Here is a 14003-nt window from a genome sequence, read left to right as displayed (position 1 = left end):
GCAGCCTCCGCCTCCCCCGCGCGGGCTGCGGCGCCCATCCCGGGCCCTGCGGCGGACTCTGTGCCGGCCCCTGATGTGGCGCCCATCCGGGCCCCTGCGGCGGCGCCTGGATTCCCTGCGACGGCGCCTGGGGTCCCTGCGACGGCGCCGGCGGGAACGGCATGCCCGGTGGCGCGGGCGGTGTTCCCCGGGCGGGTAGTCCCTGAGGCGGTATGTGCTGGGGAGGTGATCCCTGGGGTGGCGTTCCCCAGGCCGGAGTTCCCACGGGCGGCGGGGGCTGCGGCGGGGCGGGGGCCGCCGGGGCCGCCGGGTTCCCCGGCGCAGCCTGGACACCGCCGTTCGCCGGCCACGCGGGCCCGCCCGGCGCGTACGCCTGGCCGCCCGGATGACCCGCGACTCCGTACGCAGGTCCGTTCGCCGGGCCGTAGGGGGAGCCGGTCGGCGCGGCGGGAGACGGCGGGGGCGCGTAGGCGGCGGGGGACTGTGCCTGTGCCTGTGCGTGCGGCCCCTCACCCGTCGCGCCCGGCCACCCCGGGGACTGCGGGTACTGCTGCTGTGGTCCGCCCTGCTGCCGGGCTCCGGGCTGGTACGGCGTCGCGCCCGGCTGAGGGCCGTTCTGCGGATGGACGCCGCCCTGCGCCGGGGCCGCCGGGTGAGCGCCGTGACCGGGGGGCGGCACGGCCTGCGGGTAGGGCTGCTGCCCGCCGTAGACCTGCTGCCCGCCGTGTGACGGGGCGTTCTGGTACGCGGCCGGCCCCTGAGGATGCGTCCCGGGCGCATAGGGACCGCTCTGCTGCTGGGGCGGCGAATAGGGAGCCGCGCCTTGATGGGGGCCAGGGCCACCCGGCTGCCCGGGCTGCTCTCCCGGGGAGGGAGGCCATCCGGACGGTCCGTTCCATGCGCCGGGTCCGGGCTGGGGGCCGCCGCCCTCCTGGCCGCCCGCTCCGCCCGTGCGGCCCCCTCCGCTCGTGCCGCCCGCTCCCCCCCAGGCGGGCGGTCCGTACGGTCCCGGCGCCGCGCCGGGGGAGTGCGGTCCGTCCGCCGAGCCGGGCACAGCCTCGGGCGGCGGAAACGGCGGCCCTGAATAGGGAGAACTCCCCCCGGGTTGCTCCTGGGGAGGGTACTGCTGCGCCACTACATTGCCCCCTTTGTGGATTTGGGGCAAAAGAATACTGTTTTCTCATCCATCACGGATGTAGCAGATGTCGGGCACGATGGGTAATCGACCGGCGTGATCTCTGCGATGTTCCGGAATCGCCGGGCTCGTCTGCCCTAGCGTTTTTCGCATGAATCTGCAGCAGCTCCGTTACGTGGTCGCCACTGCGGAGCACCGCACCATGACCGATGCCGCCAGATCGCTCTATATCGCGCAGCCCGCGCTGTCCCGCGCGATACGCGACCTGGAACGCGAACTCGGAATGACGCTTTTCGCGCGCTCGGGCCGCGGGGTCGTCGTGACGGCCCAGGGACGCCGGGTCGTGAAGCTGGCCCGCGAGGCCCTCGACGCGGTGGCCGAGATCGAGGCCCTCGCGACGCAGGGCAACTCCTCCGGCGCCGAACTGCGGATCGCGTCCACTCCGAGCCTGGAGCCCGGCCTCGCCGGGCGCCTGCTGCCCGCCTACGCCGCCGAGCATCCCGGGATCCGGGTGCACATCGTGCGGTGCGAGGGCCGGGAGGGAGTGGTCAGCGCGGTCCGCGAGCAGCGCGCCGATCTCGGGCTGACCGATCTCCCGGTGCCCACGGACCTGGTGAGTCACCCGCTCGAACGCCAGGAGATCGTGCTGATCTCCCCGCCCGGCCTCGACCTGCCCGATCCCGTCCCCGTGGCGCGGCTGGACGGCATGCGGCTGGTGCTGCCCGCCCCCGGGAGCCCGCGCCGCAGGGAGTTCGACCACATCTTCGCCTCGTACGGCGTCCGCCCGATCCCCGCCGTCGAGTCGGACGAGCGCCGGGGCTGGCTGCGGGCCGTACGGGAGGGGCGGGCCTCGCTGCTGTGGTACCGGAGCATGGCCGAGCAGGCGGCCAGGGCCGGGCTGGTGGTCCGATCGCTCGATCCCTCCCTCCGGAAGGTCATCGCGGTCGTGCACGCCCGGCGGCGGCTGCCCGCGATGGCGCAGGACTTCGTGGCCCTGGCCGAGGGCGGCTCCGCGGCGTGAGCGTGTGCCCGCGATTTGGACCGTTCCATCACCCCAGGCTTCCGGCGGGCACGGATCGGACGACGCTCAGCTAGTACGCTGGCGAGCGATGTCCACTACGCCGATGCCCGCCGAGGCGCCCGGCCCTGCGTCCGTCCTGCGCCTGCGCGGCCGTGCCTTCGGTCCCGGCGACTTCGCGGTCATGGCCGTGGTCAACCGGACCCCCGACTCCTTCTACGACAGGGGATCGACCTACGCCTTCTCCGCCGCGGTGGACGCCGCCTCGCGCCTCGTCGAGGAAGGGGCGGACATCGTGGACATCGGTGGCGTCAAGGCCGGTCCCGGCACGGAGGTCGACCCGGCCGAGGAGATTCGCCGCGTGGCGGAGGTCGTCGCCGCGGTGCGCGAGCGGCACCCCGACGTGATCATCAGTGTCGACACCTGGCGATCGGAGGTCGCCAAGGTCGTCGCGGAGGCCGGGGCCGACCTGCTCAACGACACCTGGGGCGGCGTGGACCCCGAGCTTGCCGAGGTCGCCGCGGCGTACGGCATCGGCCTGGTGTGCGCGCACGCCGGGCGGGTGGAGCCCCGCACCCGGCCCCACCGCATCGCGTACGCCGACGTGGTGGCCGACGTGATCGCGTACACGACGGACCTCGCGGCGCGGGCGGTCGCGGCGGGCGTCCGTCGCGACGCGATCCTGGTCGACCCGGCGCACGACTTCGGCAAGAACACGTGGCACTCGCTGGAGGTCAGCAGGCGGCTCGACGAGCTGACCGCGACGGGGTGGCCGGTGCTGGTCGCCGTCTCCAACAAGGACTTCGTCGGGGAGACCCTGGGCGGCCTGCCCGTGGAGGACCGCCACGCCGGCACCCTGGCCACGCTCACCGTGTCGGCGCTGCAGGGCGCCCGGGTGTTCCGCGTGCACGACGCGGCGAGCGCCCGTACGGCTCTCGCGGTGGTCTCCCGCCTCGGCGGGTAGCAGCGGTGCCGAGGCGGAGGCCGGCTGACCTTGCCCTCCGGTCCCGGCCGGGTGTCACACGCGGCGGGCCTGCGGAACGCCGGACGGCTCCGGGGATGTGACAACTGGACCGGTTGTCGGGCGCCTCCTACCATTGGCCCGTGCGGCTGAACGTCCTCGGGCCCATGGAACTCGTCGTGGCCGGGCAGGCCGTACCGGCCGGACCGCCTAAGCAGCGAGCCCTCCTGGCTCTTCTCACGATGCACGCGGACCGCGTGCTCCCCGTTGATCTCCTGGCGGACCGGCTGTGGTCGGGCAACCCGCCGGCCAGCGCCCAGGGAAGCCTGCAGGTCTACGTCTCCAACCTGCGTCGCCGGCTGGAGCCCGACCGGCGGCCGGGCGCGACCCCGACCGTCCTGGTCAGCGCCGCCGACGGGTACGGCCTGATGACCGGGGGGCTCGGCCTCGACACGAGGGACTTCGAGACGCTCGCGTCGGCAGGAGCCGGCCATCTCGCCGGTGGACGGCACGAGGTGGCGGCGGCCGCCCTCGCCGAGGCGCTCGACCTCTGGCGAGGCGACCCGTACGCGGACGTGCGGTCCGAGGAGTGGGCGCAGCCGGAGATCGGCCGCCTGGAACAGGTGCGGCTGGACGCGGTGGAGGGGCTGGCCGCGGCCCTGCTGGCGCTCGGCCGCCATACGGACGTGGTCGCGCGGCTGGACTCGTTCGTCCGCGAGCACCCCCTGCGGGAGCGTGCCTGGGAACTGCTGGTGCTGGCCCACTACCGGGCGGGCCGGCAGGGGGCGGCCCTCGAATGCCTGCGCCGGGTGCGCGAGGTGCTCGCCGGAGATCTGGGCATCGACCCCGGGCCGCGGCTGCGGGAGCTCGAAGGCGCGGTGCTGCGCCAGGACGCCGCGCTGCTTCCGCCGGAGCCCTTACCCCCGCAGCGGCCTTCGGCGCGGCCGCCGAAAGAGACGACGGTACGCAGGGCCTCCGAGCCCGGGGCGGAACAGCAGGTCTTCGTCGGCAGGCGGAGCGCGCTGGAGTTCCTGTACGAGGCGGCCAAGGCGTCGTCCGCCGCCGGGCAGGTCGTGCTGGTGGACGGCGAGCCGGGCGTCGGCAAGACGAGCCTGCTGAAGCGGTTCCGCGCGACCGCCGACGTGCCGGTGGGCTGGGGGTCGAGTCCCGACCACGAGACCGCGCCCGCCCTGTGGCCCTGGGAACGGGTGCTGTGCGACCTCGCCGCCGCGGTCCCGGAGGCCGCCCTGCCCGACGAGGTGAGCACGTTCCTGTCGGGCGGTTCGGCGGCGATCCCGGCGTCCGACGCGCAGGGGGCGCGGCTGCGGTTCTTCGAGGCGGTCGGCGCGTTCCTGGCCGACGCCGGCCCGGTGATCGTCGTGCTGGAGGACATCCACGCGGCCGACGACGCCACGCTGCGGCTGCTGGTCCACGTGGCGTCCACCGCCCGGCCGGGCCTGCTGCTGGTGGCGACCTTCCGGCGGCACGAGGCGTCGGCGCTCACCGGCACGCTGTCGGCGCTGTCGCGGCTCGGCGCGCGCAGGCTCGGGCTCGACGGGCTCGCCGCAGAGGAGGTCCGCGCGCTCGTCCGGGAGTTGTCCGGCCGCGACCCGGGCAGCCGCAGGGCCGAGGAACTGCGCGGGCGCACCGCGGGGAACCCCTTCTTCCTCGCGGAGCTGGCCCGGGCGGGCGAGGAGTTGCCGCAGGGCGTGCTGGACGTCGTGCTGCACCGGGTGGCGGGCCTGGGAGAGGAGGCCGCCCGCGTGCTGGAGCTCGCGGCCGTGATGGGCGACGAGTTCGAGGCGGGCGTCCTGGCCCAGGTCGCCGGTGTCACGGTCGGCGACCTGCTGCCGCCGCTCGACGCTGCCCTCGGCGCGGGGCTGGTCCGGGAGTCGTCGTACCGGCTGGGCGGGTACGAGTTCGCGCACGCCCTGGTGACCGACGCGCTGCTGTCGCGCCGGTCCCGGCTGTGGCGGGCGCGCGTGCACGAGCAGGTCGCGGGCGTCCTCACCCGCGTCCACGGGGACCGGGACGACCGGGCGGCGGTGATCGCGCGGCACTGGCTCGCGGCGGCGGAGCTCGGCGTGGAGAACGCCCGCATGGCGATGGACTACTCCGCCCGCGCCGCGCGGGCGGCCCTGCGGCGGCACGCGCCCGACGACGCGGCCATCTCGTGGCAGGAGGCGCTGGCGGCGGCCGAGCCGGCGGGGGCCGGCGCGGCCGAGCGGTTCGAGCTCGCAGTGGGGCTGGCCGAGAGCCGCTACGCGGCCGGGCGGTTCGACGAGGGGTACGAGGCGGTCGAGCAGGCGCTCGCCCTGGCCGGCGCCGACCTGGAGAAGGCGGTCAGGGCCGCCGACATCGCGATGGGACACGGCGTCTGGGTGCCGTTCCGCTACGGCCTCGACGTGGCCGCTCTGCGGGAGGCGATGGACCGGGCCGTGCGCGAGCTGCCCCCGGACACGCCCGCGTGGGCGACGGCGCAGGCCGTCCGGGCCGTCGTGCACGCCCAGACCGGTCACGAGGACGAGGTCGACGCGGTCTCGTCGCGGGCCGTGGCGGCGGCCGAGCGCGTGGGCGACCCCGCCCTGCTGCGGCGCGTGCTCCACCTGCGGCTGCTCGCCATGCAGGGACAGGACTTCATCGAGCAGCTCGCCGCGACCGCGCGGCGCCTGCTGGCCGAGCCGGACCTGTCGTCGCAGCTCAGGGCGATCGCACAGCTCCACCTCGTCGCCCATCACGTCGAGCACGGCAGGGTGGCGCAGGCCCGCGCGCTGCTGGCGCGGACCGACGCGCTGCTGCGCGACCTGCACAACCCCACGCTGGCGCTGCAGGCGGCGATCGCACACGTGGGTCTCGACCTGTTCCAGGGTGTGCCGGACCCGACGCGCCACTTCGAGCCCGTCAGGGCGACGCTGTCCTTCTCCGACCTCGCGTACTTCGAGGTGGGCATGCTCGCCGTGCGGGCCGAGACGCTCATCCAGGAGGATCGCTTCGGCGAGGAGGCGGAGTGGGTCGAGGAGGTGTTCCGGCGGACGGGCATGGCCGGGCTCGCCTACGTCCTGGCGTACGCGCTGGCGGACCGGGGCGAGCACGAGCGCGCCCGGCGGCTCCTGCGTGAGACCCCGCTGCCGCCGCGCGACTACCACTGGGCGATGGCCGCGATGTGCCGGCTGCACGCGGCGATCCGGCTCGGCGAGACGGACATCGTGCGGGAGGTCTACGACGCGTTCCGTCCCTTCGCCGGGCTGCTGCACGTGAGCGGCACCTGCACCACGATCGACGGCGCGTACGACGGGCACATGGGCGAGGCGCTGCTGGCGCTCGGGGACCGCGAGGGGGCGCGGGCCCACCTGCGGGAGGCGGTGCGCCTGCTGGAGCAGGCGGGCGGGGGCTACTGGCTGGCAAGGGCCCGCCAAGCCCTCGACAAGTGCGTCTAGAGGCGGGTCGCGCAGTCTGTCTCCGACACGTTCGACACGTGAGGAAACAGACCGATGATCACACCGGAACACCTGACCGGCTTCCTGATGATGCACGCCGGTTTCCGCGCCGAGTTCGGCCGCCTGGCCGAGGCGTGCGCGAACCCGCGTGACGACGCGCACGAGGAACTGCTGGAGGAGCAGCTCGCGCTCGTGCTGGACATGCTGCACGCCCACCACTCGCACGAGGACGCCCACCTGTGGCCCACGCTCACCGGCCGTGCCCCGGAGGCGGCGGACGCGCTGGCCGAGCTGGAGTCCGAGCACGCCGTGCTCGACCCGCTCGTCGCGGCCGCCTCCGATCGCGGGGTGCCCCTGGCCGGGCGCGCGCCCACCCTGCGGCGGCTGCACGAGCTCGTCAACGAGCACCTCGACCACGAGGAGCGGACCGCCGTGCCGCTCATGCTCCGCCACCTCACCCTCGACGACGTCGAGGCCGACAAGCGCCGGGCGATGGACGACTTCGGCCGCCGCCGCGTCCCCCTTGTCTTCGGCTGGCTCGCCTCGAGCGCGGACGCCGGCCTGCTCGCGAGGTCGTACGCCGACCTGCCCGTCGTGGCCCGGCTCCTGTTCCGCCTGTTCTGGTGGCCGGCCTACCGGCGGCGCTTCTCCCGCCTGTACGGCGCCGCCGCCCCCGTGATCGCCATCCTGGAGTCGTGATGACCGCATCCGCACCCACCACGTGGCCGCGTGAGGCGGCCGAGCTCTTCGACCGCGCCATGGTCTGCGAATACGCCTCGCTCACCCGCGACGGCCGGCCCGTCACCTGGCCCGTCACGCCGTACGCCGGCGCGGCCGGCACGCTCGACGTGAGCACCGGGCTCACCTACCCCGGCAAGGCCGAGCGCGCCCGGCGCGACCCGCGCGTCGCCCTGCTCTTCTCCAGCGCCGGCGCGGCGGGCGCGGGCAGCGGGCCCGACCGGCCGCCCGTCGTCCTGGTGCAGGGCCGGGCGACCGTACGCGACGCGGACCTGCAGGCCAACACCGACCGGTACGTCCGCTTGTCGCTCGCCAAGACCGGCACCGGATTCGCCGGGATGCCGTGGTTCCTGGTGAAGCGGCTGGGGTGGTATTTCGCTCGCATCTGGGTGGAGGTCACCCCTGAGAGGATCGTCTGGTGGCCCGAGGGCGATCTGTCCAGGACGCCCGAGGTCTGGACGGGCCCCGGAGGCGTCGCGGTCCCCGCCTCCGATCCCGCCCCCGCGGGCCCCCGGCTGCCGAGCCGATCGGCCCCGCCGCCGGACTGGCGGCTCTTCGCCGACCGCGCGGCCCGTCTGGGCGAGCCCGTCGTCACGATGGTGGCCGACGGCATGCCGCTGGCGGTGCGCGTCCGCTCGGCCGTACGTACCGATGCCGGCTTCGACCTGTGGCTTCCCGCGGGCGTCCAGGCGGCCGGAGGGCCGGTGTGCCTGACCTTCCACCGGCACGGCCCGGCCATGGAGTGGCAGGAGAACGTGGTGCTCGTCGGGAGCGCGACCGGAGAGGGCGACCGGCTGAGCGTGCGGGTCGAGCGGGCCCTGAACGACTGGAGCCTGTCCGGGAACCGCCGCGAGCGGATCCGCTCGTTCTACGGCGAGGGCAGGATGCTGAGGAAGCGCCTGGAGGCCGAGGCCGCCCGCCGCGGCCAAGCCGTTCCCCGCGTCCGCCGCCCCCGCCCGTGACCTCGTCCGCGGACCCGCCGCAGCGTGACGGCCCGCGGCGGGTCCGGCCGGCGTAGGGGTGGTCTCATCCGTGCAGCGGGACGCTCCAGTCGAGGTGGGCGCCGCCGGCCTCGGGGGAGGTGACGGTGAAGGTGCCGCCGAGTCGTTCGGCGCGGTCGGCGAGGTTGCGCAGGCCGCTGCGGCGGCCTTCGGGCGGGATGCCGACGCCGTCGTCCTGGACCAGGAGCGTCAGGCGCCCGTCGGCGGCCTGGACGGTGACGTCGGCGCGGCGGGCTTTGGCGTGGCGGACGAGGTTGGACAGGGCCTCGCGGAGCACGGCGAGCAGGTGTTCGGCGGTCTCGGGGGGCACGTCGTTGTCGAGGCGGCCCTCCAGGCTCAGGCCGGGCATGAAGCCCAGGTGGCCGCGGGCGCCTTCGACCAGGTCGACGATCTGGGCGCGGAGGCTGGGCGCGCTCTGCTCGCGGGGGGTCTGCAGGGCGAAGATGGTCGAGCGGATCTGGCGGATGGTGGTGTCGAGTTCGTCGATCGCGTTCTGCAGGCGGGAGGAGGCTTCCGGACGTTCGACCAGGCGTACCGTGCTCATCAGGGTCATGGCGACGGCGAACAGGCGCTGGATGACGACGTCGTGCAGGTCCTTGGCGATGCGGTCGCGGTCTTCCAGCAGGCCGAGGCGTTCGGCGTCGCGGCGGGTCTCGGCCAGTTCCAGGGCGACGGCGGCCTGTCCGGCGAAGGCGTGCAGCGTCCGTAGTTCGGACTGGCTGAACGGCATCCGTCCCGCGCGTTTGACCAGGGCCAGCACCCCGCGCACGGCTCCCGGCGCACCCAGCGGCACGGCGCCGGCCGGGCCCACCGGAGGGTCGTCGGCCCAGACCAGCCGCACCTGGTTGTGGTCGAGATCGTCCAGCGCCAGCGGCTCGCCGCTGAGGAACGCCCGGCCGGCCAGGGACCCCTCGACCGCGACCTCGTCGCCGACGAGACGGACGCCCGGCTGCCCGTCCTCGGCCGGCGCGCCGTCCTCCAGCGCCACGTGCAGGGTGCCGCCGTCCTTGCCGGGGAGCAGGATCGCCGCGGCGTCGGCGTCGGCCATCTCACGGGCACGCCGCGCGATCAGCGTGAGGACCTCCTGCGGCTCGCCACCGGACAACAACCGCGTCGTGATGTCGGCCGAGGCCTGCAACCAGGTCTCCCGCCGCCGGCTGTCCTCGTACAACCGCGCGTTCTCGATCGCGACACCCGCGGCCGTGGCCAGCGCCACCACGATCGCCTCGTCGTCCTCGTCGAAGTCCCCGCCTCCGCGCTTCTCGGTCAGATACAGATTGCCGAACACCTCATCGCGCACCCGGATCGGCACGCCGAGGAAACTGCCCATCGGCGGATGCCCCGGCGGGAAACCATAGGACTCCGGGTGCTCGGAGATGTGCGACAACCGCAGCGTCTGCGGCTCCTTGATGAGCAGACCGAGCAGGCCCAGCCCGTGCGGCCAGTGCTCGATCCGGGCGATCTCCTCCTCGCGGAGCCCCACCGGCACGAACTGGACGAGCGTGTTCTCCTCCCCGATCACGCCCATCGCCCCGTAGGTCGCGTCCACCAGCGTGGCGGCGGTCGCCACGATGCGCCGCAGCACCACCTCCAGGTCCAGATCGCTGCCGATCGACACGACCGCCTCCAGCAGCGCGTGCACCCGATCACGCGTGGCGAGCACCGCCTCCAGCCGCGCCTGCAACTCCGCCAGCAGATCGTCCAACCGCATGCTGGGAACCAGCGACCGCTGCTCGTTCTCCCTCATGACGCAGAGTTTGGCACCAGCGGCACACCCGTGCCCACCCCGGCGCAACCGGGGCGCTCACCGCGGGCGGCGGGTCTCCTCGGGAGACAGGCGGCTCAGGCGTACAGGACCGACAGGAACCGGACGAGGACCGCCTCACGGGACGCGGCCGGCAGCGCGTCGAGCACGGCGTTCACGACCGCCATCCCGGGCTGCCCGGTCGCGGTGAGGTCGATCCCGACCGAGGCGGCGAGCTCGGCGAACGTGGCGTCGTCCAGCGCGTCGAGGTCGAGGGACGCGATCAGCTCGGGCAGGCCCTCGGGCACCTCGGCCGGCCCCCGCTTCCGGGCGGCCTCGGCCGCCTCCGCGATCACCTCCAGCATCGCGTCCACCCCGGCCAGCGTCACGCCGGTGACCGTCACATGGATGTTGGCCGGGATCCCGGCGTACGACAGCTGCGGCTGGAGGAACCAGCCGAGCCGGCGCGCCTCGTCGGCGAGCACGAAGACGTCCACCTCGGCGGAGCCGGCGACGGCGACCAGCGCGGCCTCCGGCTCGCCGAGCACCCGCAGGCCGGGGATCTTCCCCACGCCGTCGGCCAGCCGCCGGGTCGCCTCGAGCGTCCTGCGGCCGAGCTCCAGGTAGCCCTCGCGGCCGAGGGCCTGCAGGGTCGCCCAGGCGCCGCCCAGCGGCCCGGCCGAGCGCGAGCTCTGCACGGTCGCGTTGATGATCGTGTAGCCGGGCCAGGCCGCCGAGGCGAAGTAGGCCCGGCGGCGCAGCTCCGCGTCGCGGAACAGCAGCACCGACGCCCCCTTCGGCGCGTACCCGAACTTGTGCAGGTCGCAGGAGATCGAGGTGACGCCGGGCACGCTCAGGTCGAAGGGCGGGATCGCGGCCCCGGCCTCGCGTAGCCACGGCAGCAGCCACCCGCCGACGCAGGCGTCCACGTGGCACGGCACGCCGCGCGAGGCGGCGAGCGCGGCGACCTCCTCGACCGGGTCGACGACGCCCTGCGGGTAGGACGGCGCCGAGACCACGGCCAGCGCGGTCCGTTCGTCCAGCGCGTCCTCGAACGCCGGGACCGAGGCACGGTAGCCGGCGGGGTCCACCGGGACCGGCACGATCTCCATGCCGAGGTAGTGCGCGGCCTTGTGGAACGCCGGGTGCGCGGTGACCGGCAGCACGACCCGGGTGGCGCCGGGACGGGCGTCGCGGGCCGCCTTCACCGCCAGCATGATCGACTCGGTGCCGCCGCTGGTGAAGATCCCCGGCGCGCCGGGACGTCCGAGCAGCTCGGCGACCGCCCCGACGACCTGACGCTCCAGCGCGACCATGCTGGGGAAGGCCGTCGGGTCCAGCATGTTGACCTCGAGCATCTCCGCGTACGCCCGCTGCGCGGCCTCGTGCACCTCCGGCAGGCCGGTGTCGTAGACGTAGGCCGTCACCTTGCCGCCGCGGACCGGCAGGTCGGCCGCCTTCAGGGCGGTGAGCTCGGCGAGCAGTTCGGCGACGGGCCTGCCGTGGTCGGGAAGCATGGAACTCCTCAACGTGCCAGGGGGATCCGGACCACGGCGCGCAGCCCGGGGGAGGCGTCCTCCAGATGGACCGTACCGCCGTGGGCCTCCACCGTGGTGCGCACGATGGCGAGACCGAGCCCGGCGCCGCCGTCGTCGCGGCTGCGCGCGTCGTCGAGCCGGGTGAACCGGTCGAAGACCCGCTCGCGGTCCTCCGGCGGGATGCCCGGCCCGTCGTCGGTGACGGTCAGCTCCGCGACCGTCCCGTCGGCGCGCACGCCGATCCGGACCGCGGACGTCGCGTGCCGCAGGGCGTTGCCGACCAGGTTGGCGAGCACCCGCCGCAGGTCCAGGGCGTCGCCCACCACGACGGGCGACGGGCCGGGCGCGAGGTCGAGGGCGAGGCCGTGCCGCTCGGCCGTACGGCGGGCGAGCTCGGCCAGGTGGACCGGCTCCCGTCGGCCCAGGCGGCCCTCGTCGAGCCGGGCGAGCGCGAGCAGGTCCTCGGCGAGCCGGGACAGCCGGAGGGTGTCCTCCAGCACCCCCTCGGCCGTCTCCTTCCAGTCCTGCCCCTCCGGGTGGCTGAGCGCGACCTCCAGCTGGAGCCGGATGCTCGCGAGCGGGCTGCGCAACTCGTGCGCGGCGTCGGAGACCAGCGCCCGCTGGCGGGCGTCGGCCTCCTCCAGCCGCCCGAGCATGTCGTTGAGGGTGGTCGCGAGCGCGTGCACCTCGTCGCGGGCCTCGGGCACCGGCAGCCGCCGCGTCCGCGCCGTCGCGCCCACCTCGGCCGCGCCCCGCCGCAGCAGCGCGATCGGCCGCAGCGTGCGCCCGACGACCAGCCACGAGACCGCCGCCAGCAGCGCGAGCAGGAGCGGCATGCCGGCGATCAGCACGTGCCCGGTGGTCACCAGGCTGCTCTCCACCTCGGCGAACGACCGCGCCACGATCACCGTCACGCCGTGGTCCGCGCTGAGCACCCGCACCCGCAGCGTCCCCGGCAGCGCGTACGGCCGGCCGTCCAGGAAGAGGGGCTCGCCGGCGCGTACGGCGGCCTCCCGTGCCTCCGCCGGCAGCAGGGGGACCAGCCGGTCGGTGTTGGGGGTGGCGTCGACGATGCGGCCGTCCCGGTCGAGCACCTGCACGATCGTGTTGTCCGCCGAGACGACGGGATCGGACAGCCGGTCCGCGTCCGACAGCGCGACGATCTCACGCCCCCGCTGGTAGACCTGGTCGTCGATGCGGCGCACGAGCGCCTCGCCGAGCACCGCGACGAACACGTACGCCGACACGGCGAGGGCGAGCGCCAGCACGGCGGTCGCGGCGGCGGTCACCCGGAACCGCAGGCTCTGCCGCCGCCACCATGTCACGGGGCGCGCGAGGACGGCGGGATCGGGCAGGCGCACGGCTCAGCCGCCGTCGCTCGCGAGCCGGTATCCGGCTCCGCGCACGGTCTGCAGGGCGGCGCGCCCGAACGGCGTGTCGATTTTCCTGCGGAGATATCCGACGTACACCTCGACCACGTTCGGATCGGTGTCGTAGGTGTCCCACACGTGCTCCAGGATCTCCGGCTTCGACACCACCTCGCCCGGCCGGCGCATCAGATACTCCAGCAGCGCGAACTCCCTGGGCGTCAGCTCGACCGGCTCCTCGCCCCGCGCGACGTGCCGGGCCGCGGGATCGAGCGACAGATCGCCCGCGCGCAGCACGGCGGGCCTGCGGCCGCCGCCCCGGCGCAGCAGCGCCCGGAGCCGGGCCACCAGCACGACGTACGAGAACGGTTTGGTGAGGTAGTCGTCGGCGCCGAGGTCGAGCCCGTCGGCCATGTCGTACTCGCCGTCCTTGGCCGACAGCATGAGGATCGGCACCCAGTTCTCCTCCGCGCGCAACTGCTTGCACACGTTGTAGCCGGACAGGCCGGGCAGCATGATGTCGAGCACGACCACGTCGTAGTCACCGACGCGGGCCAGGTGCAGGCCCTCGTTGCCGTCGTGCGCCAGGTCGACGGCGAAGCCCTCCGCCTGCAGCCCGCGGCGCAGCGCCGCCGCCATCCGCCGCTCGTCCTCCACCACCAGAACCCGCATTGCCCCAGTGTGGCCCCTATCGCCCGTGGAGGTGCGGCGTGCCTGAGAGGCCTCTCAGCCCGTCTCAGCGTCGGCACAGGAACATCCCGGCAGTCTTCGAGTCATCAGGTTTCCGCCCATAGTGGGAGATGTGAGATGTCGACGAGAGCCCGAATCGTGAAGTGGGGAGTGCCGGTGGCGGCCGTGGCCGTGGTGGCGGCGGCCGTGGGAGCCGGCCCGGTGATCGCGGCGGTGGGCAGCGACCCGTCGCTGCCGGACCGCACGGCGGAGCAGCTGCTGACCGAGGTCGCCCGCACCTGGCAGCACGGCCGGATGCCGCAGATGTCCGGCACGATCGTCGAGACGGCGTCGCTCGGCCTGCCCGCGCTGCCCGGCCTGTCGGGCCAGTCCGG

The 14003-nt window shown here is 74.7% G+C and carries 10 protein-coding genes and 1 pseudogene; 7 read left to right on the top strand and 4 right to left on the bottom strand.

The window, feature by feature from the left end:
- Positions 1-499: 499 nt before the first annotated feature.
- The 6 genes from AB0J39_RS32075 to AB0J39_RS32050 all read left to right on the top strand — a co-directional run bounded on the left by AB0J39_RS32075 (position 500) and on the right by AB0J39_RS32050 (position 8251).
- A complete protein-coding gene (locus AB0J39_RS32075) occupies positions 500-730 on the top strand; it encodes a hypothetical protein (protein WP_363471629.1) in 231 nt (76 codons plus the stop codon).
- 556 nt (positions 731-1286) lie between these two features.
- Positions 1287-2156: a LysR family transcriptional regulator gene (locus AB0J39_RS32070; protein ID WP_363471627.1), complete on the top strand. Its 870-nt coding sequence runs from the start codon at positions 1287-1289 to the stop codon at positions 2154-2156.
- Between the two features lie 88 nt (positions 2157-2244).
- Entirely contained in the window at positions 2245-3117 is an 873-nt protein-coding gene (gene folP / locus AB0J39_RS32065) for a dihydropteroate synthase (RefSeq protein ID WP_363471625.1), read from the top strand.
- Between the two features lie 140 nt (positions 3118-3257).
- Positions 3258-6551: a BTAD domain-containing putative transcriptional regulator gene (locus AB0J39_RS32060; RefSeq protein ID WP_363471623.1), complete on the top strand. Its 3294-nt coding sequence runs from the start codon at positions 3258-3260 to the stop codon at positions 6549-6551.
- 54 nt (positions 6552-6605) lie between these two features.
- Positions 6606-7250 (top strand): hemerythrin domain-containing protein, encoded by a 645-nt coding sequence (locus AB0J39_RS32055; protein ID WP_363471621.1) that lies wholly within the window; start codon positions 6606-6608, stop codon positions 7248-7250.
- Positions 7250-8251, top strand: coding sequence for a hypothetical protein (locus AB0J39_RS32050; RefSeq protein WP_363471619.1), 1002 nt, complete (start codon positions 7250-7252; stop codon positions 8249-8251). Before AB0J39_RS32055 ends, AB0J39_RS32050 begins: the two co-directional genes overlap by 1 nt.
- A 64-nt stretch (positions 8252-8315) precedes the next feature.
- On the opposite strand, the gene AB0J39_RS32045 is transcribed toward AB0J39_RS32050, so the two are convergent.
- The 4 genes from AB0J39_RS32045 to AB0J39_RS32030 all read right to left on the bottom strand — a co-directional run bounded on the left by AB0J39_RS32045 (position 8316) and on the right by AB0J39_RS32030 (position 13611).
- Positions 8316-10037 carry a GAF domain-containing protein gene (locus AB0J39_RS32045; RefSeq protein ID WP_363471618.1) on the bottom strand — a complete coding sequence of 574 codons (1722 nt, stop codon included), beginning with the start codon at positions 10035-10037 and terminating at the stop codon, positions 8316-8318.
- Between the two features lie 95 nt (positions 10038-10132).
- Positions 10133-11551 (bottom strand): aspartate aminotransferase family protein, encoded by a 1419-nt coding sequence (locus AB0J39_RS32040; RefSeq protein ID WP_363471616.1) that lies wholly within the window; start codon positions 11549-11551, stop codon positions 10133-10135.
- Between the two features lie 8 nt (positions 11552-11559).
- Positions 11560-12933 (bottom strand): ATP-binding protein, encoded by a 1374-nt coding sequence (locus AB0J39_RS32035; protein WP_363471614.1) that lies wholly within the window; start codon positions 12931-12933, stop codon positions 11560-11562.
- A gap of 3 nt (positions 12934-12936) precedes the next feature.
- Entirely contained in the window at positions 12937-13611 is a 675-nt protein-coding gene (locus AB0J39_RS32030) for a response regulator transcription factor (RefSeq protein WP_363471612.1), read from the bottom strand.
- 135 nt (positions 13612-13746) lie between these two features.
- Between AB0J39_RS32030 and AB0J39_RS32025 the strand changes: the two are divergent.
- Positions 13747-14003, top strand: a pseudogene (locus tag AB0J39_RS32025) (DUF2092 domain-containing protein); the annotation flags it as partial.

Origin of the sequence: Microbispora sp. NPDC049633 (genome assembly GCF_040675265.1) — a bacterium.
Classification (GTDB): domain Bacteria; phylum Actinomycetota; class Actinomycetes; order Streptosporangiales; family Streptosporangiaceae; genus Microbispora; species Microbispora maris.
This window is presented reverse-complemented; position numbering and strand designations above follow the sequence as displayed.